23 protein-coding genes are annotated in these 24,481 nt (G+C 40.2%); 7 read left to right on the top strand and 16 right to left on the bottom strand.

Translation table 11 applies throughout. The annotated features are described in order from the left end of the window. Positions 1-15: 15 nt before the first annotated feature. Positions 16-993 carry a DNA topoisomerase IB gene (locus ABX891_RS05980; RefSeq protein ID WP_354629096.1) on the bottom strand — a complete coding sequence of 326 codons (978 nt, stop codon included), beginning with the start codon at positions 991-993 and terminating at the stop codon, positions 16-18. A 312-nt stretch (positions 994-1,305) separates the two neighbouring features. Here ABX891_RS05980 and ABX891_RS05975 point away from each other — a divergent pair, with 312 nt between their 5' ends. Together ABX891_RS05975 and purU are read left to right on the top strand one after the other, a co-directional pair. Continuing rightward, complete coding sequence (locus ABX891_RS05975; protein WP_024600616.1) at positions 1,306-3,192, top strand: hypothetical protein; 1,887 nt, start codon at positions 1,306-1,308, stop codon at positions 3,190-3,192. A gap of 206 nt (positions 3,193-3,398) precedes the next feature. Beyond that, positions 3,399-4,229: a formyltetrahydrofolate deformylase gene (gene purU / locus ABX891_RS05970; protein ID WP_024597310.1), complete on the top strand. Its 831-nt coding sequence runs from the start codon at positions 3,399-3,401 to the stop codon at positions 4,227-4,229. 100 nt (positions 4,230-4,329) lie between these two features. Here the strand turns inward: purU and ABX891_RS05965 are convergent, their stop codons facing one another. Together ABX891_RS05965 and acs are read right to left on the bottom strand one after the other, a co-directional pair. After that, the gene (locus ABX891_RS05965; RefSeq protein ID WP_007376082.1) at positions 4,330-4,980 is read right to left on the bottom strand and encodes a response regulator transcription factor; all 651 of its coding nucleotides are present in this window, start codon (positions 4,978-4,980) and stop codon (positions 4,330-4,332) included. Positions 4,981-5,084: 104 nt separating this feature from the next. After that, positions 5,085-7,025, bottom strand: coding sequence for an acetate--CoA ligase (gene acs / locus ABX891_RS05960; protein WP_039486744.1), 1,941 nt, complete (start codon positions 7,023-7,025; stop codon positions 5,085-5,087). Between the two features lie 441 nt (positions 7,026-7,466). Between acs and ABX891_RS05955 the strand changes: the two genes are divergently transcribed. Together ABX891_RS05955 and ABX891_RS05950 are read left to right on the top strand one after the other, a co-directional pair. Further along, a complete protein-coding gene (locus ABX891_RS05955) occupies positions 7,467-8,633 on the top strand; it encodes a DcaP family trimeric outer membrane transporter (protein WP_354629095.1) in 1,167 nt (388 codons plus the stop codon). 267 nt (positions 8,634-8,900) lie between these two features. Then, complete coding sequence (locus tag ABX891_RS05950; protein ID WP_354629094.1) at positions 8,901-11,009, top strand: TonB-dependent siderophore receptor; 2,109 nt, start codon at positions 8,901-8,903, stop codon at positions 11,007-11,009. A gap of 288 nt (positions 11,010-11,297) precedes the next feature. Here the strand turns inward: ABX891_RS05950 and recA are convergent, their stop codons facing one another. Continuing rightward, positions 11,298-12,341, bottom strand: a complete 1,044-nt coding sequence (gene recA / locus ABX891_RS05945) for a recombinase RecA (RefSeq protein WP_354629093.1) — start codon at positions 12,339-12,341, stop codon at positions 11,298-11,300. A gap of 58 nt (positions 12,342-12,399) precedes the next feature. Then, positions 12,400-12,897: a CinA family protein gene (locus ABX891_RS05940; RefSeq protein ID WP_354629092.1), complete on the bottom strand. Its 498-nt coding sequence runs from the start codon at positions 12,895-12,897 to the stop codon at positions 12,400-12,402. A gap of 21 nt (positions 12,898-12,918) precedes the next feature. Between ABX891_RS05940 and mutS the strand changes: the two genes are divergently transcribed. Further along, a complete protein-coding gene (mutS, locus tag ABX891_RS05935) occupies positions 12,919-15,504 on the top strand; it encodes a DNA mismatch repair protein MutS (protein WP_182677747.1) in 2,586 nt (861 codons plus the stop codon). 72 nt (positions 15,505-15,576) lie between these two features. On the opposite strand, the gene rpoS is transcribed toward mutS, so the two are convergent. The 11 genes from rpoS to ABX891_RS05880 form a co-directional block, all read right to left on the bottom strand. Then, the gene (gene rpoS, locus ABX891_RS05930; protein ID WP_011327388.1) at positions 15,577-16,551 is read right to left on the bottom strand and encodes an RNA polymerase sigma factor RpoS; all 975 of its coding nucleotides are present in this window, start codon (positions 16,549-16,551) and stop codon (positions 15,577-15,579) included. Between the two features lie 38 nt (positions 16,552-16,589). Continuing rightward, positions 16,590-17,414, bottom strand: coding sequence for a peptidoglycan DD-metalloendopeptidase family protein (locus ABX891_RS05925; protein ID WP_354629091.1), 825 nt, complete (start codon positions 17,412-17,414; stop codon positions 16,590-16,592). A 41-nt stretch (positions 17,415-17,455) separates the two neighbouring features. Continuing rightward, complete coding sequence (locus ABX891_RS05920; protein ID WP_041454351.1) at positions 17,456-18,034, bottom strand: YqaA family protein; 579 nt, start codon at positions 18,032-18,034, stop codon at positions 17,456-17,458. Positions 18,035-18,043: 9 nt separating this feature from the next. Continuing rightward, positions 18,044-18,682: a protein-L-isoaspartate(D-aspartate) O-methyltransferase gene (locus ABX891_RS05915; protein WP_011327385.1), complete on the bottom strand. Its 639-nt coding sequence runs from the start codon at positions 18,680-18,682 to the stop codon at positions 18,044-18,046. Beyond that, positions 18,672-19,436: a 5'/3'-nucleotidase SurE gene (gene surE, locus ABX891_RS05910; RefSeq protein WP_011327384.1), complete on the bottom strand. Its 765-nt coding sequence runs from the start codon at positions 19,434-19,436 to the stop codon at positions 18,672-18,674. Before surE ends, ABX891_RS05915 begins: the two co-directional genes overlap by 11 nt. Next, entirely contained in the window at positions 19,417-20,466 is a 1,050-nt protein-coding gene (gene truD / locus ABX891_RS05905) for a tRNA pseudouridine(13) synthase TruD (RefSeq protein WP_354629090.1), read from the bottom strand. Before truD ends, surE begins: the two co-directional genes overlap by 20 nt. Next, positions 20,463-20,960: a 2-C-methyl-D-erythritol 2,4-cyclodiphosphate synthase gene (gene ispF, locus ABX891_RS05900; RefSeq protein WP_011327382.1), complete on the bottom strand. Its 498-nt coding sequence runs from the start codon at positions 20,958-20,960 to the stop codon at positions 20,463-20,465. The genes truD and ispF overlap by 4 nt, the downstream gene beginning before the upstream one ends. Then, positions 20,957-21,658 (bottom strand): 2-C-methyl-D-erythritol 4-phosphate cytidylyltransferase, encoded by a 702-nt coding sequence (gene ispD / locus ABX891_RS05895; RefSeq protein WP_179808077.1) that lies wholly within the window; start codon positions 21,656-21,658, stop codon positions 20,957-20,959. The genes ispF and ispD overlap by 4 nt, the downstream gene beginning before the upstream one ends. A gap of 1 nt (position 21,659) precedes the next feature. After that, a complete protein-coding gene (gene ftsB / locus ABX891_RS05890; RefSeq protein ID WP_011327380.1) occupies positions 21,660-21,938 on the bottom strand; it encodes a cell division protein FtsB in 279 nt (92 codons plus the stop codon). 48 nt (positions 21,939-21,986) lie between these two features. Beyond that, positions 21,987-22,619: a hypothetical protein gene (locus tag ABX891_RS05885; protein WP_041454349.1), complete on the bottom strand. Its 633-nt coding sequence runs from the start codon at positions 22,617-22,619 to the stop codon at positions 21,987-21,989. 75 nt (positions 22,620-22,694) lie between these two features. Then, the gene (locus ABX891_RS05880; RefSeq protein ID WP_354629089.1) at positions 22,695-23,174 is read right to left on the bottom strand and encodes a DUF2947 domain-containing protein; all 480 of its coding nucleotides are present in this window, start codon (positions 23,172-23,174) and stop codon (positions 22,695-22,697) included. A 60-nt stretch (positions 23,175-23,234) separates the two neighbouring features. On the opposite strand from ABX891_RS05880, the gene ABX891_RS05875 reads away from it, so the two are divergent. Next, positions 23,235-23,474 carry a DUF1653 domain-containing protein gene (locus ABX891_RS05875; RefSeq protein WP_354629088.1) on the top strand — a complete coding sequence of 80 codons (240 nt, stop codon included), beginning with the start codon at positions 23,235-23,237 and terminating at the stop codon, positions 23,472-23,474. A 59-nt stretch (positions 23,475-23,533) separates the two neighbouring features. Then, on the top strand, positions 23,534-24,379 hold the full coding sequence (locus tag ABX891_RS05870; protein ID WP_011327376.1) for an AAA family ATPase: 846 nt from the start codon (positions 23,534-23,536) through the stop codon (positions 24,377-24,379). Positions 24,380-24,481 lie beyond the last annotated feature (102 nt).

Below are 24,481 nucleotides of genomic sequence, written 5' to 3'. Positions count from 1 at the left end.
AAGTTGCTACGGCAATTAATCGTTTAAAAAAGCTAAAAAACCACGTTCATAACGACTCAAGTACTTCGTTTTTCGTGGTAATGAAAGGGACTCTCTCCACGCAGTTTGAGTATCTTCATCTTCTTTACACAGCGTAATTAAATCGGGATGCACATAAGATTTGCGTGCTATAGCGGGAGTATTACCAAGTTGCTCAGATACGCTATCAAGCATGCTTTTTAAAGTAAGCGCCCCTTTAGCTTTAGCTAATTGTTTGAATGCAATAACGCTTGCTCGCCAAGTTCTAAAGTGTTTTGCACTAAATTCCTCACCCATTATTTGCTGAATGTATTGATTTATTTCACCTGATGTAACATTTGTGCGCTCACCTTCATTTATATACTGGAATAAATGCTGGCCGGGTAAATCTTGCAAGTCTTTTATAACATGGCTAAGCACCCTATCGGTTATGTTTACTTCACGCTCCTTGCCTGATTTAGCACGGTACTTTAGCTGGATATTTTTACCCGTGAGTTTTGCATGGCGTGTGCGTAGTGTTGTAGCGCCAAAACTTTTATTTTGCTTTACGTTACGCTCGTTACCTACCCTCAACGCACCTAAATCCATAAGTCTTACAACTGCCGCTAAAGTGCGTTCAATATTAAGCTCATCGCCTTGTAAGTCTGTTTCTAAACGCGCTCTTAACAAAGGGAGTTTATTACCGAACACTCCACATGCTTGGTATTTTTTTGCTTCTTGTTGCGCCCTAAATTCAGGATGGTAGCGGTATTGCTTTCGCCCCTTACTATCAAATCCTGTCGCTAAAATATGTCCGTTTTCTTCTGGGCAAAACCAAGCGTTTTTATAGGCAGGCGGAAATGCCAATCCATTCAAACGATCAATCACATTTTGCTCTTTTATTTGCTTACCGATTGGATCAAAGTAAAGCCAACTTTTCTGTTTAAGTTTACGAGTGATCCCTGGTAAATTATCGTCTACATAAATTAGCTTCATTAACCCTCCAGTTATATTTAAGCATGCGTCGAGCTTTAAAATGTATCACTTTAAAATAACCTTAAACTGAACAAGACTATTGATATATAATAAAAAACAAACAACAATTATAAATACTTAATATATATTAATAATTCTATTTAGGTTTTTGTAAAAGTAGGTAGAACTTACGTGCCAGCAGCGAGTCTATTACGATTAAACTTGATGCACTCGGCGCTAAAAGTAACTACTTTAGATAGATTTATTATCCTAAGTTCAGATTAATTACACTTTGTCCCCCGCAAGTGGGGTGCTGTTTAAATGGAGAATTCAATGGCTTTTGATTATGGATCGATTGATCTTGGACTAAAAAACCCCTTCAAACTGGAAGGTAAAGTAACAGCATTAAGAGGACTCATTGAGTCTATAGCAGGTATTAGTTTACTTGTTATTGCTGCGGGCTCTGTGAAAGAAGATACAACCGCAGGTTGGATTTTAATGGTGTTTGGCATGCTTATTTTAGCATTCGGCATTCGCTCACTATCGGCAGGTATTTATGCAACACTTAAATACTTTGTAGGTAGAAACCACCCAACTTCACTTGCTTATAACTACAGTAAATCGCAAGCATCAACCGCTCAAGAAGAACAAAAAGAAGTAGCCTACACAGCGCAATCACTTGAAGAAATGCTGGTTGGTCGTAAAAACAGTACATTTAAAGAGCCTAATGGTTTTTTATCACGCTTACTTCACAGCTTAATCCCTAAGCTATTGTTTCTACCATATCCTATTCGTAATGTTGCCCAGCGATTATTTGGCTCATGGGTAAGCACCTTTGTCGCCCTTATTGCTTATGGACTTGTTGCATTTGTATCTTTGTCGGGCTTTACCGGTGAAGCTGGGGAATTAGCATTTCCGGTTTATAGTGCAATATTAATGTTTTACGTGCTTTTTTCTTGGCGCTCTACAGGTAAACCTATCTCTCGAAATGCAGAAAAGAATATTGAAGCACTTGGTACTGGTGCACTCGCTAAAATTATTTCTTTATCTTTTATTTTACCCATCGCTATTGGTCTTTCTATGTCATGGTTGATGAAAGAGCAGCACATTAGTAAACAAGAAATAGATAGCTGGCTTGAGCAACTACCTAGTCTTCATGCTGGAATGTACTTAATTGCAATTATTATATTAGCAACTCTAAGCTGTGTGCTTGCTTTTATCATGATTAAAGCGCGTTTAAATTCAGTTACCCCTTCAGCTGAAGTATCTGAACTACGTGAAAACTGGCAAGAGTCTGTTCATCCAGACGAGATTTTCATAAACCTCGATAACCTAGTAATGGCTAATCGCCGTTATAAAGAAGTACCTAACAGAGTTTACAGAGAATTAGACCCTAAGCTTCAAGAGCAAATAGAAGGTAAAGGCGGTTTTAAAGGTGAAATGATCCAAGAGATTCAGCCTAAACTGCACTCAATGGACTTAGGTAAAAACTTTACACTCGCGAGATTACTTGCTTTGGTGAGCGGTAACTTACTTTATATTGTAGCGTTAGCATTTACTGTACTTTTAGCGTATTCGTTTATTAATATTTACCATTACATTGATGCGGCAAATATTAATAGTTTTAAACAGGCATTTAATAACCAACATGTCATTCAATTTAGTGAGCTATTAATGACAAGCTTTCACTTATTGCTAATAGGCGTACTTATTAAAGCATTTGCGCAATTACTTGCAAACACAGCGCATCTATTTTTTGCAGAAATGCAATTTGAGTCACTGCTTGTGTACTTTAAATGTGAAGGCACGTTTACTGAGTCTAAAATATCAACAGGTACTGGTATTCACGATAGCACCCGCTCAGAAAATACTTTAGTACGCAGTAGCATAACGCCTTGGATTATTGTTTCTCGTGTTATCTCTACTACGTTTGCTGCAACAGGTATGAAAAACCTTGAACATCCTCGCCACATTATGGAAATGCATAAAGACGAAGGGCAATTACAAGCAATCAAAAAAGACGTTATTGCGTTCTTAAAAGACCGCGAATCTATCGCCTCAATCACCAGTGAGCGTGATTTAGGTAATGCGTCACAAATACATCAACTAAACCAACAAACGCGCGCTATACCTGCTCAGCAAGCGATAGCGAAAGATGATGAAGAAGCTGCCGGGTATTTAAGACAAGAAGAAAACTTATCTCCCGAGCCCAAGGGTTAATTAACCTCAAACCTAGATAACTTTTATAAATGCCACCTTGTTAACTTAGGTGGCATTTTTTTTAACCTCTATTCAATACTTTTTAACTTTATTACCTCTTTTGCACTCAACAACATGATTAATATTGGATTAGTTCACAAAGCCCTTGCTTTATGTGCCAAAACACAAATAATGAAAGGATTAATTACAGGGTAAGAATGAGGACAATGAGCTATATACTAACCACCCAATGTGCTGATGATGTAGGCTTAATAGCTAAAATTACAGGGCTTTGCCATAAAAATAATTTAAACATTACGCGTAACAACGAATTTGTAGATAAAGACGCGCAGCGATTTTTTATGCGTACAGAGCTTACAGGTGAGCCACAAAGCGACTTTTTAGATCAATTACGCGCACTGTTGCCACAAGGCGCTAAACTTGCGCTACATTGCGGCGCAAAAACTAAAGTAGTTTTACTGGCGACTAAAGAAGCTCATTGTTTAGGTGGTATGCTGTTAAAGCAATTTGAACAAACTCTTAATATTGAAGTACTCGCTGTAATTGCTAACTATGCTGATTTAGAGCCGCTAGCTAAAGGGTTTGGTGTGCCATTTCATGTTGTATCGCACGAAGGATTAACCCGTAGCGAGCATGATAAAAAGGTAGGCGATTTAATTGCCAGCTACAACCCTGACATTATTGGCCTTGCTAAATACATGCGTATTTTAAGTCCTGAATTTGTGGGTCGATTTGAAGGTAAAATAATTAATATTCATCACTCATTTTTGCCAGCATTTATAGGTGCTAAACCTTATCATCAAGCATTTGAGCGCGGCGTAAAAATTATTGGTGCTACCGCTCACTTTGTTAATAATGAACTTGATGAAGGTCCTATTATTTTGCAAGATGTAACCAGCGTTACACATGCTAATACCGCCGAAATGATGGCTAAAATGGGCAAAGATGTTGAAAAGACTGTGTTTTGTAAAGCACTTCAACTTGCCTCAGAGCATAAGCTATTTATTAATGGCAATAAAACCGTGGTGTTTTCTTAGCATTATTCCAACTGCTTAATTATTCTACATATAAAAAATGCCAGCATTGTTGCTGGCATTTTTTTGCTCATAAATAAGCTAATAACTTTTTAAATGTAAATTATGCCTGCTCTATTGGTTCGAGCTTTAATTTAGCTGCAATTAAAACGGCTTGGGTACGATTGTACACACCGAGTTTTCTAAATATGGCTGTAATGTGTGCTTTTACTGTCGCTTCTGATATGTGTAGTTCATAAGCAATTTGCTTATTAAGTAAACCTTCGTGCAGATATTGCAGCACTCGGTATTGTTGAGGCGTTAATGAGGCAACTTGCGCTGCTATTTCTCTATCTTCACCTTCAATTTCAGCTACTTTGTTTTTTAGCTCTTTTGGTAGCCATGTATCGCCTTCAAGTATTTGGTTAATCGCACTGGCAATATCATCAGACGATGATGATTTAGGAATAAAACCCATAGCGCCGTAACCCATTACTTTAGAAACGATATTCACGTCTTCACTACCCGAAACAACGGCAATAGGTAAGCTTGGGTATTCTTCTCTAATACGAATAAGACCATATAAATCACCATTACCTGGCATGTGAAGGTCTAGCAGTAATATATCAAGATCCTCTTGCTCGCTTAACACTTGCAGTGTGCTGTCAAAATCGGATGATTCAAAAACGGCTAAACCCTCAAATTTTGCGCTCAGTGCGCCCTTTAGTGCTTCACGAAATAACGGATGATCGTCCGCTATTAAAAACTGACTCATGGTTCACTCCTAATAAATTCGGCTGCCAGTTAGGTTTAAAACCTTTACTGACAGCCGATATACTACGTTTAGAATCAACTTGTAATCAAGTTTTTAACGCACATTTAACGATTTAATCTGTTCTCGATTAGTTCATCGACAACTGAAGGATCGGCAAGCGTTGACGTATCACCGAGTTGTTGGTGCTCATTTGCAGCGATTTTACGTAAAATACGACGCATAATCTTGCCTGAACGTGTTTTTGGCAAACCAGGTGACCATTGAATCATATCTGGAGATGCAATTGGGCTGAGCTCTTTACGAACCCAATTACGTACCTCTTTAGTTAATTCATCGCTGACTGTTATACCTTCGTTAGGCGTAATGTAAACATAAATACCTTGGCCTTTAATATCATGCGGGTAACCTACAACAGCAGCTTCTGCTACCGCTTCATGCGCAACTAACGCACTTTCAATTTCGGCAGTACCAAGGCGGTGCCCAGACACATTAAGTACATCGTCCACACGACCGGTGATCCAGTAATAACCATCTTCATCACGACGACAACCATCGCCTGTAAAGTAAACTCCTGGGTAGGCGCTAAAATAAGTTTGTTCAAAACGTTCATGGTCGCCATAAACAGTTCGAGCTTGCGATGGCCAACTATCTAAAATAACTAAATTACCATCTACGGCACCTTCGAGTGTATTACCTTCAGCATCAAATAATGCAGGCGCAATACCAAAAAATGGATGTGTTGCAGAACCTGGTTTTGTATCAGTAGCGCCCGGAAGTGGTGTGATCATAATGCCACCGGTTTCTGTTTGCCACCATGTATCAACAATCGGGCAATTAGATTTACCAATACTCTCGTAATACCATGTCCACGCTTCTGGATTTATTGGCTCACCTACTGAACCTAAAATACGTAAACTATCGCGATGTGACGAAGCTGTAGGCTCATCACCTTTAGCCATTAGTGCTCTAATTGCTGTAGGGGCGGTATATAAAATAGTAACACCGTGTTTATCAACTACTTCGCCCATACGCCCTGCAGTTGGATAAGTGGGTACACCTTCAAATAAAACCTGAGTACAACCGTTTACTAATGGCCCGTACGCAATGTAACTGTGGCCTGTGATCCAACCTACATCGGCACTACACCAATACACATCATCTTCTTTTAAATCAAATACGTATTCATGTGTCATTGATGAGTAAACTAAGTAGCCACCTGTAGTATGTACAACACCTTTAGGCTGACCAGTAGAACCTGATGTATACAATATAAACAAAGGATCTTCAGCATTCATTGGCTCTGGCTCACACTGTGCTGGTAAGTCAGCAACTAGCTCGTGCCACCATATATCGTGCTCATTCCAATCAACTTCACCGCCTGTTAATTGGTGCACAATAACGTGTTCAATTGTGGTTACAGTTTCTTGCGCTACCGCTTCATCTACATTTGCTTTTAATGGAACACAATTTCCTGCTCTGCGTCCCTCATCAGAAGTAATAACAACCTTAGCGCCAGAATCTCTAATACGATCAGCAATAGCCGATGGTGAAAAACCACCAAATACAACAGAATGAATAGCACCAATACGTGCACAGGCTTGCATTGCATACACCGCTTGTGGGGTCATTGGCATATAAATAGCTACGCGGTCACCTTTTTGTACACCCAGTTTTTTTAAACCATTGGCAAATTTAGCCACTTCATCATGAAGTTTTTGATAAGTAATGTTCTCACTTTGAGAAGGATCATCACCTTCCCAAATAAGCGCAATTTTGTCTGCTTTCGTTTTTAAGTGGCGGTCAATACAGTTGTAAGACGCATTTAAATAGCCATCTTCATACCATTTAATACTGATGTGGCCTTTATCAAAAGAGGTGTTTTTAACTTTAGTGTAAGGAGTAGACCAATCGAGGCGTTTGCCATGCTCACGCCAAAAACTTTCAGGGTCATCAATAGATTGCTTATAAAGCGTATTATATTTATTTTTATCAATGAGAGTCGCATCTTTAATATGCGCAGGAACTGGATAGATACTTTGTGACATCTTCGTCTCCATTTAAATTACTTGCCTTAAGCTTTTATCAAGGATTACTCAGCAGTACTTTATTAAGTATTAGACCTTAGTTGTACTCTACTCCAATTTACTCATTTGTAGTTTATAATCCACCTGCTTTCAATTTTTTACATAAATAATACAACGCGTTAAATGTAAGTAAATGCAAACTAATCAACTCTAAAACCTTAGTCTTATAGACCAATAGGTAATTGAGTAAATATTGCACATATTCAAAAGTGTTTGTGCACTTTAATAAAGATATTTGCGGTATTACTTGCTAAAGCTTTATTTAACGAATGAAAACAATATGTGTATTGAAAAGCCAAACTAACACCCTTTTTTATTCGTAAGTAATACTAGTAGCAAGTAATACAACCTTACATGAAAAAAAAAGCAACAAACATCAAGTAGCCTATAAAGGACACCACAATGAAATTTACCCCATTAAAAACATTAGCAGCAAGCGCTGTATTATGTGCACTAACAAGCACTGCTTATGCAGCGACTGCCGCAAAAATTGGTGATACGGAATTTACTTACGGTGGATACATTAAACTCGACTCTATGTGGAGTGATTATTCAGCGGGTGCGCCTGCAGGCTCAGACGTAGGTCGTGACTTTTACGTACCAAGTACGTTAACAGTTGGCGATGATAACAGCTCAGATGCTGTATTTGATATGCATGCTCGTGAGTCACGTTTTAACTTTGGCACAGCCACTGTTATGGATAACGGTAAAACCGTTAATACTAAAATTGAAATTGACTTTTTGGCCTCGGCTGCTGGCGGTAATGAGCGAGTTTCAAATTCTTACGCCCCGCGTATTCGCCATGCCTTTGTGACTTACGATGGTTGGTTATTTGGTCAAACATGGTCTAACTTCCAAAACGTGGGGGCGCTTGCTGAAACGCTTGATTTTGTAGGCCCTGCTGAGGGCACTGTGTTTGTGCGTCAATCGCAAATTAAATACACCACTGGCGCATGGTCGTTTTCATTAGAAAACCCAGAAAGTACAATTTCTACTACTAGCGGTATGGTAGTAACTGATGATGCATCATTGCCTGACTTTACAGCTCGTTACACACACAAAGCTGATTGGGGTAACATTGTGGTTGCAGCGCTTGCTCGCCAACTTACTTATAAAGTAGGCAGTGTTGATGCAGATGAAACTTCTTTTGGTATTAGTGCATCGGGTAAAATAAACCTTGGTGAAGACAACCTTAAATTTATGCTTACTCAAGGTAAAGGCTTAGGCCGTTACGTAGGCTTAAACGTTGCTCACGGTGCAGTACTTAATGGCGATGAACTAGATGCAATTGATTCGACTTCTGGTTTTGTTGCTTACCAGCACAAGTGGACAAGCCAATGGCGTTCAACGTTCTTATATTCATTCTTCAGTGCTGATAACAACACTGATTTATTAGCTATTTCTGGTGATCCGACTGAATCAAGCCAAAGCTATAGCGCTAACATTCTATACTCACCGGTTAAACGTCTAACTTTTGGTGCTGAGCTAAAGCATGCTGAGCGTGAAACTGAAAGCGGCGTTGATGGCGATTTAGACCGCTTACAGTTTTCTGTTAAATACTCTTTTTAATAGCTAAAAAGCTAACTACTTTAAAAAGCGGCCTAGGCCGCTTTTTTTGTAATTCAATTTAAGTTAAAAAAACAACCATATTTTTATAAGCCGTATCGTTTATCCTAATCATAATATTATTTACAGGCTAAGTAATCTCCCCTAAAACAGCGCTAACGCGTTTGCAAATGATAATAGTTTTTGTTTGAGTTTATTGATTCTAAATAGTAGAATGTCCCAATTATTTAAATAAACACAAATAATATTAAATATTAATTAAGGGAAAACATGAAACTCAATCGCACTTTTGCACTTTCTTCATTAGTTTTAGCCATGGGCTTTTCAGCTCAAGCACAAGAAACATCAACCAAAAATACAGTTGAAAATAACAACGAAACAATGGAAGAAATATTAATAGTTGGTGTACGTCAAGACCGAGTTAGCCAAGGTGCTACTGGTTTAACTATGGAACTTAACGAAACACCACAATCTATTAGTGTAATAGGCGCAGAGCAACTTCAAAACTTTGCAGCAAACAGTATTAATGACGCAATGAAAATGGCAACGGGTATTACTGTAGAACAAGGTGAAACTAACCGTACACGATATACATCACGTGGTTTTGATATTAAAAGCACACAAGTTGATGGAGTTGGACTGCCTAATAACTGGGGCCTTGTTACAGGTGCAATGGAAAGTTATGGTTATGAAAAAATAGAAGTTATTCGTGGTGCTAATGGACAATTAACAGGCGTTGGTAATGCTGCGGGTACAATTAACTATGTTCGAAAGCGTCCGACAAATGAGAATGAAGGTGAAGTAAGCATTTCTGTAGGTACTTATGGTTTAAAGCGCTTACAAGCTGATTATTCATTTTTATTAACAGATTCTGGTAGCTGGGCTGCACGTGTTGTTGGTGCTGCAGAAGGCTCTGATTCATACCTTGATGGTTTAGAAAACGATCGTACTTACTTCTCTGCTGTAGTTGATGGACAACTTACTGGTAATTCAACACTTTCATTTGGTGCTTCACATCAAGATGCCAATACAGATGGAACCATGTGGGGAGGATTACCACTTTCATATGCCGATGGTACACAAGCAGAGTGGGATGTAGGTACTAGTACTACTCAAGAGTGGACTAAATGGGATACGCTTAATACCACAGCTTTTATTGAATATACTTATGTATTCGATAATAACTGGGAAATCAAAACAACTTATAATTACCAAGACTCAGAAGATCAAAGTAAATTACTTTATCTTTATGACGCTAGTGGAATGTTTGATAGTGAAACTAATTTAGGTTTAGCCAGTCTTCCTGGACGATATGATACAGAATTTTCAGCTGATTTATTTGATATAACAGCTAAAGGTGAGTACAGCTTGTTTGGTCAAGAGCATGAGTTAATGCTTGGTGGAAGTATTTCACAAAGTACATCTTACTCTTTTACTAACTCTTACAATGCAGCAACAACTGAAGCTTATGGTTTAGCGCCTGCTTTTCCATACGCATTAGATGCGATTGCTGAACCTATTTGGGGCGAACAAACTAAATATGCAGATATTGATGTTACGTTAAAGCGTTTTTTTGGTTCTACTAAATTAAACCTAACAAGTGACTTATTTGTTATTGCGGGCTTTAACGCTATCGATTATGAGCGCACAGGTTTTAGTCAAGGCGTTGATATAGATAATGATGAAAGTGAAGTAAGCCCTTACCTTGCAACAACGTATGCAATTAATGACGATGTTAACTTATATGTAAGCTACTCCGACATTTATCAACCACAAGAGCAATACGATTACGACGGTAACTTTTTAGATCCAAGTAAAGGCGTTAATTACGAAGTTGGAGTGAAAACTCAATGGCTTGATGATCGCCTACTTGCAACCTTTGCAGTATTTAGTGCCAAACAAGATAATATTGCAACTTATGCAGGACTAAATGCCTCTGGATTTACTTACTATAAAGGAGCCGATCAAGATTCGCAGGGCTTTGAATTAGAATTAACCGGACATATAACTGATAATCTTAACGCTGTATTTGCTTATACATACCTAGATATTAATGATGACGCAGGCGATAGCTCTCACGAATGGGAACCTGAAAATGTTGTTAATTTTTCATTGGATTATACGCTCCCCCAACTACCTGAGTTTCAGTTTGGTTTAGCGGGTAAATGGCAATCGAAAACCGCGAATTTAGCCAGTAACGTTAAGCAGGATTCTTATTTACTTATGAATGCATTTGCTCGATGGGATGCTAGCGAAGACTTATCAATTCAAGCTAACATTGATAACATCACAGATGAAAAACATATTACTAGCTTAGCCAATGTTGGTTTTTATGGCTCTCCTATTAGCGGTAAAGTTAGCTTAACTTATCGCTTTTAAAGTTCTATTTTAATTAGGGCGCATTCTTAGCTCTTCTCCCGATTAAAATGTATAGCGTATGATCGCTTTGCTCTTACATTTAGTGTAGTAATTACTATTGCAGTGCCTGCTCATGTGCTATGTAATCGTATATTTTTATAGGTTAAATTAAAAAACGACACACTTTTAGCGTGTCGTTTTATTTTTATCCGCTTTAAGTTTTGAACAACAAAAAAGCACTAACCATTGCTGATTAGCGCTCTTTAAAGCTCGGGTCAAACCAAGCTTAATAACTCATTTTGATGCAGTTTAAAGGTCTGCTTCGTCGCCTAACTTATCTTCACCGTCTTCTGGTTCAATAGTTGCTTTTAGTAAAAGCATGTCGCGTAATTTACCTTCAATCTCATCTGCAATTTCTGGGTTTTCTTTCAAAAACTTAATTGAATTAGATTTACCTTGGCCAACCTTGTTGCCACTGTAACTGTACCAAGCACCTGCTTTTTCAACAATTTTATGCTTAACACCTAAATCAATTAACTCGCCTTGCTTAGAAATACCTTCGCCATACATGATGATAAATTCAGCTTGTTTAAATGGCGGCGCTACTTTGTTTTTAACAATTTTAACGCGGGTTTCGTTACCAACAACTTCGTCGCCTTCTTTTACAGAACCAATACGACGAATATCTATACGAACTGACGCGTAAAACTTAAGTGCGTTACCGCCCGTTGTTGTTTCTGGGTTACCAAACATTACACCTATTTTCATACGAATTTGGTTAATGAAAATACATAACGTGTTAGAGCGTTTAATATTACCCGTAAGCTTACGTAATGCTTGTGACATTAAACGTGCTTGTAAGCCCATGTGCGAGTCGCCCATGTCGCCTTCAATCTCAGCTTTTGGTGTAAGTGCAGCAACCGAGTCAATAATAACTACGTCTACAGCACTTGAGCGTACTAACATGTCACAAATTTCTAGCGCTTGCTCACCGGTGTCTGGTTGAGAAACAAAAAGATCGTCAATGTTTACGCCTAATTTTTGTGCGTACACTGGATCTAGAGCATGCTCAGCATCGATAAAGGCACATGTTTTGCCTTCTTTTTGTGCAGCAGCGATAACTTGTAAAGTAAGCGTTGTTTTACCAGACGATTCAGGGCCGTATACTTCAACAATACGTCCCATAGGTAGGCCGCCTATGCCTAAAGCAATATCAATACCTAATGAGCCTGTAGATACAGATTCAATATTTAACGCTTTGTTATCACCCAATTTCATGATTGAGCCTTTACCAAATTGACGTTCAATTTGTGATAGTGCTGCGTCTAACGCTTTTTGTTTGTTATCGTTCATTTTGTTCTCCAATCCAGCTAATGCAGACAAGTATACTGTATGAAATTACAGTATCAAGCTAATTTTTTAATTTTATCTCATCCATTACACTTTTCAATGCAAATACAATAGCTTGCAGCCTAACTTGAGCTCTATCACCAGTAAATACTTGTTTAAAGGTCAGTACTTTGTCATTAATTTGTATGCCAAACCACACGAGTCCTACAGGTTTGCCATCAGTTGCACCTCCGGGGCCCGCAATGCCAGATACAGCTATAGATATATTTGCATTTGTTGCCTTAATAGCACCGATTGCCATTTCACGTACAGTTTGCTCGCTCACTGCACCATATTGCGCTAATGTGCCTGCACTCACATTTAGTAAATCTTGCTTTGCTTGGTTACTGTAAGTTACAAATGCACGGTCAATATAGGCAGAGCTTCCAGGAGTGTCGGTAAGTGCATAACTTACCCCGCCACCAGTACATGACTCAGCAGTAGTGATCCATAAGCATTTATCCGTTAAAATAGCGCCTAATTGCGCAGCAAGTGTTTTAATCTCTTGATGTAATTCCATATTCAGCCTTTGGGTAAATACATGTCGTTTGATCTTTATGCTCCACACACTATAAAACAACAAACCCCTATGATGCAGCAGTATCTAAAAATAAAATCAGAGCATCGCGATATTTTATTGTTTTATCGGATGGGGGATTTTTATGAACTCTTTTTTGATGACGCAAAACGCGCCGCTCAATTACTCGATATTTCGCAAACTCAGCGCGGTAAAGCCGGTGGCGATCCTATTCCTATGGCAGGTGTACCTTATCATGCCGTAGAAAACTATTTAGCCCGTTTAGTGCAAATGGGCGAATCTGTTGCTATTTGCGAACAAGTAGGCGATCCGGCTACCAGTAAAGGGCCTGTTGATCGCAAAGTGGTGCGTATTGTCACCCCTGGTACTATTTCTGATGAAGCCCTACTGCAAGAGCGCCAAGACAACTTACTTACCAGCGTATGGCAGAGTAAAAATGGTACTTATGGCATTGCTTATCTTGATATTAACTCGGGTCGTTTTAACGTTGTAGAAGTTAATACCGACGAGGCATTCACTTCAACTATACAACGCCTCGCCCCTGCAGAATTACTGTATAGCGAAAGCTTCGAAAATGTTCATTTAATTGAGCACATTAAAGGCGCGCGTCGCCGCCCTGAGTGGGAGTTTGATTTAGACACCGCCCAGCATTTATTGTGTGAGCAATTTGGTACAAAAGATTTAGTCGGTTTTGGCGTTGATAAAGCCCACTGCGCCTTAGTTGCCGCAGGTTGTTTAATGCAATACGTTAAAGACACTCAACGTATTGCATTACCCCATATTCGTGCCATTACTCTTGAACACAACGAGCATGCCGTTATTTTAGATGCTGCTACTCGTAAAAATTTAGAGCTGACCGTTAATTTATCGGGTGGATTTGAAAACACGCTAGCGCAAGTACTTGATAAAACAGCAACCCCTATGGGATCTCGTTTACTTAAGCGCCGTATTCATACCCCAGTGCGTAATAAAGACGAGCTAAACTCGCGGTTAAACGCTATTAGCGCAATTTTAGATGTACAGCTTTGTGGTGAGCTACACGAATCATTAAGAGAAATTGGCGACGTAGAACGTGTTATTGCCCGCCTTGCTTTGTGCACTGCTCGTCCTCGCGATTTAACTCGTTTGCGTAGCGCCTTACAAGCACTTGCACCGCTGCATACTTTATTAAACGATGCCAGCGATCCGCGCATTGCCAGCATTATTAAGCAATCGCCTGAGCTACCTGATTTACAAGCGCTATTAGAGCGTGCAGTAATCGAAAACCCGCCGGTACTTATTCGCGACGGTGGTGTAATTGCCCCTGGTTATAACAGCGAGCTTGATGAATGGCGTAACTTAAGCAAAGGCGCAACCGATGTGCTTGATCAGTTAGAGTTACGAGAGCGTGCACGTACAGGGATCAGTACCCTTAAAATTGGTTATAACCGAGTACACGGCTTTTTTATTGAAGTTAGTCGCGCCAATGCGCATTTAGTGCCTGCCGATTATATTCGCCGCCAAACACTTAAAAATAATGAACGCTATATTATTCCTGAGCTAAAAGAGCACGAAGACAAAGTACTTGGCAGCCAGTCAAAAGCATTAGCGCTCGAAAAACAGCTTTACGAAGAGCTATTTAGATTTATTGCGCCGCATATTGAGCAATTACAAATAATGGCAGCCGCCCTTGCCGACTTAGATGTGCTAAATAACTTAGCAGAGCGTGCACTTACACTTAACTACGCTAAGCCGATACTTTGCGATAACGATAACATAAGCATTAAACAAGGTCGTCATCCTGTGGTTGAGCAAGTAATGAAAGAACCCTTTATTGCCAACCCAGTAGAGCTAAATGCACAACGTAAAATGTTAATAATTACCGGTCCAAACATGGGTGGTAAATCAACCTATATGCGCCAAACTGCACTTATAGTGCTAATGGCTCATATTGGCAGTTACGTACCTGCAGACAGCGCTAAAATAGGCAATATTGACCGTATATTTACTCGTATTGGCGCAAGTGACGATCTCGCCTCAGGGCGTTCTACCTTTATGGTAGAAATGACCGAAACCGCCACGATTTTAAATAATGCCACAGCGCAATCTTTGGTATTAATGGATGAAATTGGCCGCGGAACAAGCACTTACGATGGACTCTCGCTTGCGTATGCTACTGCCGATCATTTAGCGTCAAAAATATCAGCAAAAACCTTGTTTGCCACCCACTACTTTGAGCTAACCGAGCTTGCAGAGCAAACGCCTGGGCTGGTAAATGTGCACCTTGATGCCATAGAGCATAACGACACTATTGCCTTTATGCACACGGTACTTGATGGCGCAGCAAGTAAAAGCTTTGGCTTACAAGTTGCTGCACTTGCTGGCGTACCCAAGTCTGTAATAAATCAGGCAAAACAAAAGCTTAAACTACTCGAAAATCACCAAAGTGTCACCGCGCCTAATATTGAGCAGCAAGCATTTACCTTTAATAATCAAGCCCAACAAATTAGCCCTTCTGAAGTAGAATTGCAGTTAACGGCTATCGATCCTGATAATCTATCACCGCGACAAGCTCACGATTTACTCTATAAATTAAAAGCACTTCTTTAATTTACAAACAAAAAAAAGCTGAAGAATAAAACCTTCAGCTTTTTTACACATAACATGGTACTTTATTAAAACTTACGCAAAGTGCTCAAATAAACTCTCTGTGCTTAAGCCTTCTTGTTGCAAAATATCTTTTAAACGACGTAATGCTTCTACCTGAATTTGTCTAACGCGTTCACGGGTTAATCCTATTTCACGGCCAACATCTTCAAGCGTTGATGGCTCATAGCCTAATAAACCAAAGCGACGGGCTAACACCTCACGCTGCTTTGGGTTTAGCTCTCCTAACCAGTCAACAATGTGTTTATTCATATCGTTATTTTGTACTTCGCCCTCAGGACCAACATTGTTGTCATCGGCAATAATATCGAGCAAAGCGGTATCGTTTTCGCCGCCGATCGGCATATCAACCGAGGCTATTTTTTCATTCAAGCGCAGCATTTTGGTGACATCTTCAACCGGCTTATCTAAACAAGCTGCTATTTCTTCGGCGGTTGGTTCATGATCTAATTTTTGAGTTAGCTCGCGCGCGGTACGTAAATATACGTTAAGTTCTTTTACTACATGTATTGGCAAGCGAATAGTGCGCGTTTGATTCATAATGGCGCGTTCTATCGTTTGGCGTATCCACCATGTTGCATAAGTAGAAAATCGAAAGCCACGCTCAGGATCAAACTTCTCTACGGCGCGAATTAGGCCTAAGTTACCCTCTTCAATTAAATCAAGTAACGCTAAACCTCGGTTGTTATAACGACGAGCAATTTTTACTACAAGGCGCAAGTTACTTTCAATCATGCGCTTGCGAGACGCTTCGCACCCTTTTAAAGATTTACGAGAAAAAAACACCTCTTCCTCAGCGCTTAACAACGGAGAAAAACCAATTTCACCTAAATAAAGCTGAGTAGCATCTAAATTTTTAGTGACTTCTTCTTTGACAAAAACGTCATCATCCACAGCTTCAAGCAGCGGTGTTGAATCATCATCAACAGCAGTTTCATCTAATTTATTATCTACGAGGGTGTTTTTATCAACTTTTGCTGCATCAGCCATAAGACTTCTCCTGAGCAAGTTATCAATATCTTTAAAAATTAGGGAAGGTACTTAGCAGGATTTACAGCTTGCCCTCGGTAGCGAATTTCAAAACGAAGTGCCGTTACCGCAGATTCTGTATTTCCTATCTCTGCTATTTTCTGTCCAGCCTTAACTTCCTGTTTTTCTTTAACAAGTAGTTTCGAGTTGTGTGCATAAGCACTCAAGTAGTCGTCATTATGTTTTAAAATAATTAAACTACCATAACCTCGAAGCGCATTACCCGCATAAACCACTGTTCCTTGTGCGGCGGCTAAAACGGCAGCCCCTTTTTTATTAGCAATCTGTAAGCCTTTGTAGCCATTTTCCTTGTTCGAAAAGCGTTGTGTTATTTTGCCTTTTGCTGGCCAAAACCACTGCACTTTACTACTCGACAAATGCTTAGAGTTACTAATTTTTTTATTGGCTTGTTTCTGAACATACCCTCGTTGTTTAGGCTTATCAAGCTCTTTCTTTGATTTATTGTTGTTTTTTTGTGAAGTTTTTGCGGCTTTTTTAATAGGAGGAGTATATTTTTTTGTCTTTTTGTATTTTTTTGCTATGGCAGAAAAAGAAATACTCTGCCCGGGGAATATTGTGTAAGGTGCTGATATTGAATTATTTTTTGCTAAGGTTCTAACATCTTGGCCTGCACTAAATGCAATTGAATAAAGTGTATCGCCTTTTTGAACAGTATATTTATCGCCATTAATGTTAATTTTTCTGCCGTAATTATTAACATCATTATTTAAACTACTGACAGGCGCCGGAACATGGCTAGACGAGCAAGCAAAGAGCAAAATACTAATAAATAAAGCAACATAACATTTTATTTGTTTATTCACTGTATTTAGCTCCTTATGTTAATAACATTATTTTATAGTGCTTAACGTAATAAAATGTATGCAACTGCAATTAAAAGCACAACTGCCCATCCAAGCACTTCAATGTATTGACGTAATTTTTGCTCCATTTTAACACCGCCCCACTTCATCAGTGCAGCAACTAAAAAGAACCGAGCGCCTCGCCCTACTGCAGACGCAATTAAAAACGGCAAAAATGCCATTTGTAATACCCCTGCGCCTATAGTAAATACTTTATAAGGAATAGGCGAAAAACCGGCTATAAATACCACCCACACGCCATAGTTTTTAAACCAATCAAGTGCAATATCAAATTTATCTTGCCAGTGCATTTGTACTATAAGTGGCTCTACAACCGGTTCAAATAACCAAAAGCCAAGTAAATAACCTACTATGCCACCAACAACAGACGCTATAGTGGCAAAACTTGCAAACCGCCATGCTTTTTTAGGCTGAGCAAGCGACATTGGTGCCAGCATTACATCTGGAGGGACAGGAAAAAACACAGACTCTGCAAAGCTCATTGCAGCTAAATAACGCTCAGCATGACGGTGCTTAGCCCACACTAGAGCCATATCGTATAACTTAGTAAACAACTTCAAAATGAATTCCTATTCAATATCACCAGCGACTAGCGGTACAAATCTAACCGGCGCAATTACGTGTTCTGTGTAGTTATTGCCATTGCGAATAACCATAGTTAATTTTTGCTCTTGCTCGCCAATTGGGGCAAGTAACACACCACCATCTGCTAATTGAGCTAATAGATCTTGCGGGATTTTAGCCGCGGCTGCGGTGACTATAATGCCGTTAAACGGCGCTTGCGACTCCCAACCTTGCCAGCCATCGCCATGTTTCATTGCCACATTATATAAATCGAGCTGATGTAAACGGCGCTTAGCTTGCCATTGTAATGCTTTAATCCGCTCTACTGAGTAAACCTTGGTAAATATTTTAGCCAGTATTGCCGTTTGATAGCCCGATCCCGTGCCTATTTCTAGCACCTTGTCGCGCACACCAGCTAATTGCAGCAGTTCGGTCATACGCGCCACAATATAAGGCTGCGAAATAGTTTGCCCTTGGCCTATTGGTAACGCAGTATTTTGATACGCTTTATGTTGCAGCACGTCACCCACAAATATATGTCGTGGTATTTGTGCAATCGCATCTAGTACTTGCGTATCCTCAACACCTTCACGCTGTAATAGCGCTGATAGCGCCTTGGCGCTGCGGGTATAATTAGCCAGCACGGTTTATCTCCAAATCAGCTAACCACTCCCCTACCGCTTTAATGCTCTCGTTAGCGGTCATATCAACACTCAGTGGGGTAACCGAGGCATAGCCATTATTAATTGCATGAAAATCGGTACCTTCTCCAGCATCACTTTCTGTCCCTAAAGATCCGTACCAGTAAATATCTCGACCCCAAGGATCGGTTTGCTTGGTCATGGTTTCGGCTTTATGGCGCGCACCCAAACGCGTTACCTGCACGCCTTTTAATTCGCTTAAAGGAATGTCGGGTACATTAATATTTATAATTTGATCTTTTGGTAGCGGATGCGACGCTAAACCTTTAATAATACTTATAGTTACCGCTGCCGCCGTTTCAAAATGCTCGCCGTGGTGCGAACACAAAGACACCGCAATAGCAGGCAAACCTAAATGGCGTCCTTCGGTTGCTGCAGCTACCGTGCCTGAGTACAAAGTGTCGTCACCTAAATTAGCGCCGTGGTTTATACCTGCGACCACTAAATCGGGCATTTCATCAACAAGCTGGTTAACGCCTAAATGCACACAGTCAGTAGGTGTACCATTAACCGATATAAAGCCATTTTCAAGCTTTGTAGCACGCAGTGGGTTAAGCAAAGTTAACGAGTTACTTGCACCACTGCAGTTTCGGTCGGGGGCAACTAAAGTGACCTCGGCAATTTGCATTAATGCTTGATATAACACCGCAATACCTTTAGCGCCTACACCATCGTCGTTACTTAATAGGATCTTCATCTTTGCTGTCCTTTTCTTTTCGCTCGCGTGGGCTTGCGTCTGTGTAATCCACCAGCTCACGTAATAATGCCGTAGCAAAACAGCCTTTTGGTAAACCAAAAATTAACTTCAAAGTGCTTTCATCTATGGTTTCTACGCTAAAATCTTGCGGGATTAAACGCAGCATTCTGCGCTCATTTTTTAGCCCTAACTCGCCTAAACCATCGCACCAAGACTGATAAGGCCCAAGCCATACTTTTTCTTGTTCGGTGAGCCCTTTTTCGCTTTTACCTACCATAGGTGCCGACATCATAATATCGCCAGAGGCTAAGCGGGCAATATTTTCATCGCTAATAGCGTCTTCAAAAAAGGCGTTACTGCCGCTGAGCATAAATACTTCACGGTGCATGGTTTTAGCTAAACCATGCTCCTTTACTCGTAAACTTACGAGTTGATTAAATACATGCGAGCGCGCTGCAGAAATAATAATACCGCGTAATTTTTTATCGCGAATACGCTCACCTGCAAACATTTTTTCAGCCATTACCAGGTTATGGCCATCACGGCCAAAGCGTTGCTCGCCAAAATAGTTAGGCACGCCACTGCGTACCGCATTAATACGGCACAAAATATCCAGAGGATCGGTAACATTGCGCAGCGTAATAGTAAATTTATTACCTTTATGACAGCCCGTTCTCAGCTTACGTTCGTGGCGTTGCTGCGATACAACAAACACGCTTTCGCTGTTTAAATCACTAAAATCAATCGGTTTTTTAATGGGTACTTTTACACTAAACCACTGCGAACACACTCCGTGGCGATCTTTCATCCCAGCATAACTTACATCGCGTGGTGATACCCCAGCTCGCTGCGCAATTAACTTTGCTACGTACTGGGTGTTTTCGCCTTTTTTTACTACTTGCAAACATACATGCTCGCCGCTACCGGTAAACTCAATGCCTAAGTCTTCATCTACCATAAAGTCTTCGGCTGTGGTTTTAAAGTCAGCTTTTGATAACGGTGCGCCGTATAAATAATTTAAATCGCTCATGCGTTTGTTTTACTCATTGACTCTTTGTTCATAATTACCACTGCATGGCTCGAAATGCCTTCTTTTCGCCCTTCAAAACCGAGCTTTTCGGTGGTTGTAGCTTTAACATTTATTTGCGATAGTTCGCAGTTTAAATCACTTGCAAGGTTGCTACGCATAGCTTGAATATGAGGCAACATTTTTGGCGCTTGTGCCACTATAGTTACATCTCCATTGCCCAATACATAACCTTGCTCTTTAGCTAAGCTCACCACATGACGCAGTAATATTCGGCTGTCGATATTTTCATATTCACTGGCCGTATCAGGAAAGTGTTTACCAATGTCGCCCATTGCAAGCGCGCCTAAAATAGCATCGCACAGAGCATGAATAGCAACATCGCCGTCGGAGTGCGCTAAAAAACCTTGCGGATAATCAATCTTTTCGCCGCCGATAGTTAATGGGCCAACACCGCCAAATTTATGCACGTCAAAACCATGACCAATTCGTATCATAATGCATTCTCGTTTTGTTGTTTTTGAAGTAAAAAACCAGCCAAGTCTAAATCCTCAGGAGTGGTTATTTTAATATTATCGCTACGCCCTGGTATTAATTTTACTGGCTTGTTAGCCCATTCAATGGCGCTTGCTTCGTCGGTAATAACTGCGCCGCTTGCCAGTGCATTTTGCAGCGCATTTTTAAGATCTTCGTATTTAAAAAACTGCGGAGTAAGGGCTTGCCATAAATCATCTCGGGGTACGGTTTGCTCAGCATAAATATGGCCACGTTTTATAGTGTCTTTTACTTTACTGGCTAAAATTCCGCCTTCATCGGCGCTTATACACTCATTTATAAGTGTATTTATGTCGTCAATAGTAACTAGCGGGCGGGCAGCATCGTGCACAAGTACCCAGTCAGGCGGGTTGGCGGCTAAAAAAAGCAAACTATTTAAAACGGAATCTGCACGCTCTTTACCGCCACAAGTACGCACAATGCGCGCATCAATCACTGGCAATTGCTCAAAGTAAGGATCGTTTTCATTTAGGGCTACAACAATTGTATTAAGCTGCGCTAAAGCAGATAATTTTGTGAGCGTATGCTCTAAAATAGTTTTACCTGCTAATTTAATATACTGTTTAGGTGCATTATGTTTCATTCTGCTACCAACCCCGGCAGCAGGTATAATGGCAGCTATAGTTGGTTTATTTGTCATATTATTGTTGAGCTGGTAAAACACGTATAAATGTTTCGCCCGCTTTAATCATTCCTAATTCGTTACGTGCGCGCTCTTCTATGCCTTCATGGCCAAGCTTTAAATCTTCTATATCGGCGGTTAATACTTTATTGCGTTTAATCAATTTTTCGTTAGTTTGTAAATGAGATGCAACCGCACTTTTTAAACGTGTGTAGTCTTGTACGCCATTATGGCCAAACCACAATCTATACTGCACAAACAGTGCTAAACATAACAAGCCAACCTGAAAAAACCGCATTTAACACTCCTTATTTTAAATTCAAATAAACTTATTTAATTAACCAAGTTACGTTTGTAATCGTTTTACATTGCGCCAATTTATACTTCCTGCCAGTAGCATTTCGCGCAGCGATAAAACCCGTGGCAAACAACGCTTTGAAAACTGCCATTGGTGCCCGCAACACGCCGCGGTTAATGACACTTTACTCGGCGTTAATAATTGCGCGTTTGGCAGCTCAAGTCCCTGCCCCGAAAACGCAAACCAACCTAGCTCATTACAATGCACTTTATTGTCGCTTACTTGGTCTAGGCTGTCTATTCTAACGCGAATTTGCTCATCACTACGCACTAAAATAGGAATTATTAACCCGACTTTGGCATTATGTTGATAAAAAAGTTCATTTGCTTGAATGTTAATCTCTGGTGGGGTCGGTTTTTGCTTTGCAAGCCAAGAGCCATTTTGCGAATCTAGTTTAAAAGGCGAGCTTGTATTAGCAACTAATGTGGCAGCACGTTCAATGTAATAAGGTAGACTTTTTAATTGGCGACGCAGCCTATCGCTATTAGGCTCAGCGACTAAACGCTGAACCTCACGTTGATAAAATGCATTACACAATTGTGCATATAACACTTTTTTTGCATCGGCTTGCCACATTTCAACTTGTTGTGGCGCGCCAACAGGCTCATTTTTTGCTGCCAATTGCCGTACTCAAAAACACTTAGGTAAATGTTTTATAACACAGTACTGCATAATTTTTAAGCGCCGAGTGCTAAATTAAGCGCTTGGCTTTTCACCTAATTTAGCCATGCCCGACTCTAAAAACTGCACTACAGTATTGCGTTTTTTACCTATGAGTAAACTGCCGTCGGCTAAAAACATAAAGTTTTGCCAGTTGCGTTTAAACACATCAAAGGTGGTTTCAATAATATTGTCGCGTGCCATGCAAAAATAAACTGTGGTATTAGCTTGCCAATCTAAGTGCGCTAAAATAGCTTCGGGAAGTTGTTCATCGCCGTTTTCCCATGCGCTTTCCCAGTTTACTTCTTGGCTATAACTTTCATCTTGACCACACCAATCTGTTTTATCAAAAAAATCAGGGTGATCAAACTCACGGCTCACCATAGTTGTCCACAGTACAGCTGCGCGCTCAAGGCTCATAGGTTTAATGTTTACAGCATCGTCGGCTGAAACAGGCATGTCTTTATGGCGAAAAACCCATGCTTTTTTGTAATCATCTAGCGTAATATAGTTCATAGTATTGGCAAATTAGTTAGCATTAAAAGTGCAGAAACAAATTATACAAGAGATCAAAACATGACTACAGCAATAAAACCACTTTCCCTCAAATCAGGATTATACCAACACTACAAAGGGCCACAGTACAAAGTGCTTTATGTAGCCACTCACAGCGAAACCAGTGAGCAACTGGTAATTTACCAAGCGCTATACGGTGAGTTTGGTATATGGGCACGCCCTTTAGAAATGTTTAGCGAAACAGTTGAAAAAGACGGCAAAACTATTCCTCGGTTTAGCTACCTTGGTGAAGCCGGTTAACTATGGCATGATAGGATTATAAAAACTCATCTGACCTGTGACGAAAAGAAGGTAATAAAGTGCAATTTAATTCAACCGACAATTACATCGCCAGCTCTGCGCTTAAGCAAGCTGTAAACGCGGCTATTATGCTCGAAAAGCCACTTTTAATTAAAGGTGAGCCGGGTACAGGTAAAACCATGCTAGCTGAAGAGCTGGCAAAAAGTTTAGATACCGAACTTATTCAGTGGCACATTAAATCGACCACCAAAGCGCAGCAAGGTTTGTATGAATACGATGCGGTTTCGCGCCTGCGCGACAGCCAGCTGGGCGACGAGCGCGTACATAATATTAGTAACTACATAGTTAAAGGCAAACTGTGGCAAGCATTTACTTACGCCGACCAACACGGTAAACGCCCTGTATTATTAATAGATGAAATAGACAAAGCCGATATTGAGTTTCCAAACGATCTACTGTTAGAGCTCGATAAAATGGAATTTCATGTTTACGAAACCAGCGAGCGAGTAGTAGCAAAAGAGCGCCCTATTGTGATAATCACCTCTAATAACGAAAAAGAGCTGCCCGACGCATTTTTACGCCGCTGCTTTTTTCATTACATTGATTTTCCATCTGCCGATGAAATGCAGCAAATTATTGACGTGCACTACCCTAATGTTAAGCAAGATTTAGTACGCCAAGCACTCGAAGTGTTTTTTAACCTACGCGAAGCAAACGGTCTTAAAAAGAAGCCATCTACCAGCGAATTACTCGACTGGTTAAAGCTCCTTATGGCAGAAGATATAGACGCAAAAACACTCCACGACAAAGCTAAAAAAGGCGGTTTAATGCCAATGTTTGGCGCATTACTTAAAAATGAGCAAGACATAAGCCTAATCGAAAAACTCGCGTTTATGAGCCGCTAGGGCCTGTTGACCTTTCAGGATTAAAATTTGTTCTAACTAAGGACGATTTAATCGTGGCGCGAGGTTTGTAACCTAGTGGGCTAAGTAAAAGCCGAGCAACAA

This window comes from Pseudoalteromonas sp. NCIMB 1079 (genome assembly GCF_040567695.1).
Lineage (GTDB): Bacteria > Pseudomonadota > Gammaproteobacteria > Enterobacterales > Alteromonadaceae > Pseudoalteromonas > Pseudoalteromonas distincta.
The sequence above is the reverse complement of the archived record's forward strand: the minus strand, read 5'-3'. Positions and strand labels throughout refer to the sequence as shown.

Bases quoted from the DNA above. Each gene is read 5' to 3' on its own strand.
- ABX891_RS05955 (WP_354629095.1), top strand. From the start codon at position 7,467: ATGAAATTTACCCCATTAAAAACATTAGCAGCAAGCGCTGTATTATGT.
- ABX891_RS05950 (WP_354629094.1), top strand. From the start codon at position 8,901: ATGAAACTCAATCGCACTTTTGCACTTTCTTCATTAGTTTTAGCCATG.
- recA (WP_354629093.1), bottom strand. From the start codon at position 12,341: ATGAACGATAACAAACAAAAAGCGTTAGACGCAGCACTATCACAAATT.
- purU (WP_024597310.1), top strand. From the start codon at position 3,399: ATGAGCTATATACTAACCACCCAATGTGCTGATGATGTAGGCTTAATA.
- truD (WP_354629090.1), bottom strand. From the start codon at position 20,466: ATGAGCGATTTAAATTATTTATACGGCGCACCGTTATCAAAAGCTGAC.
- rpoS (WP_011327388.1), bottom strand. From the start codon at position 16,551: ATGGCTGATGCAGCAAAAGTTGATAAAAACACCCTCGTAGATAATAAA.
- ftsB (WP_011327380.1), bottom strand. From the start codon at position 21,938: ATGCGGTTTTTTCAGGTTGGCTTGTTATGTTTAGCACTGTTTGTGCAG.
- ABX891_RS05965 (WP_007376082.1), bottom strand. From the start codon at position 4,980: ATGAGTCAGTTTTTAATAGCGGACGATCATCCGTTATTTCGTGAAGCA.
- acs (WP_039486744.1), bottom strand. From the start codon at position 7,025: ATGTCACAAAGTATCTATCCAGTTCCTGCGCATATTAAAGATGCGACT.
- ABX891_RS05975 (WP_024600616.1), top strand. From the start codon at position 1,306: ATGGCTTTTGATTATGGATCGATTGATCTTGGACTAAAAAACCCCTTC.
- mutS (WP_182677747.1), top strand. From the start codon at position 12,919: ATGTCGTTTGATCTTTATGCTCCACACACTATAAAACAACAAACCCCT.
- ABX891_RS05880 (WP_354629089.1), bottom strand. From the start codon at position 23,174: ATGAACTATATTACGCTAGATGATTACAAAAAAGCATGGGTTTTTCGC.
- ispF (WP_011327382.1), bottom strand. From the start codon at position 20,960: ATGATACGAATTGGTCATGGTTTTGACGTGCATAAATTTGGCGGTGTT.
- ABX891_RS05980 (WP_354629096.1), bottom strand. From the start codon at position 993: ATGAAGCTAATTTATGTAGACGATAATTTACCAGGGATCACTCGTAAA.
- ispD (WP_179808077.1), bottom strand. From the start codon at position 21,658: ATGACAAATAAACCAACTATAGCTGCCATTATACCTGCTGCCGGGGTT.
- ABX891_RS05875 (WP_354629088.1), top strand. From the start codon at position 23,235: ATGACTACAGCAATAAAACCACTTTCCCTCAAATCAGGATTATACCAA.
- surE (WP_011327384.1), bottom strand. From the start codon at position 19,436: ATGAAGATCCTATTAAGTAACGACGATGGTGTAGGCGCTAAAGGTATT.
- ABX891_RS05940 (WP_354629092.1), bottom strand. From the start codon at position 12,897: ATGGAATTACATCAAGAGATTAAAACACTTGCTGCGCAATTAGGCGCT.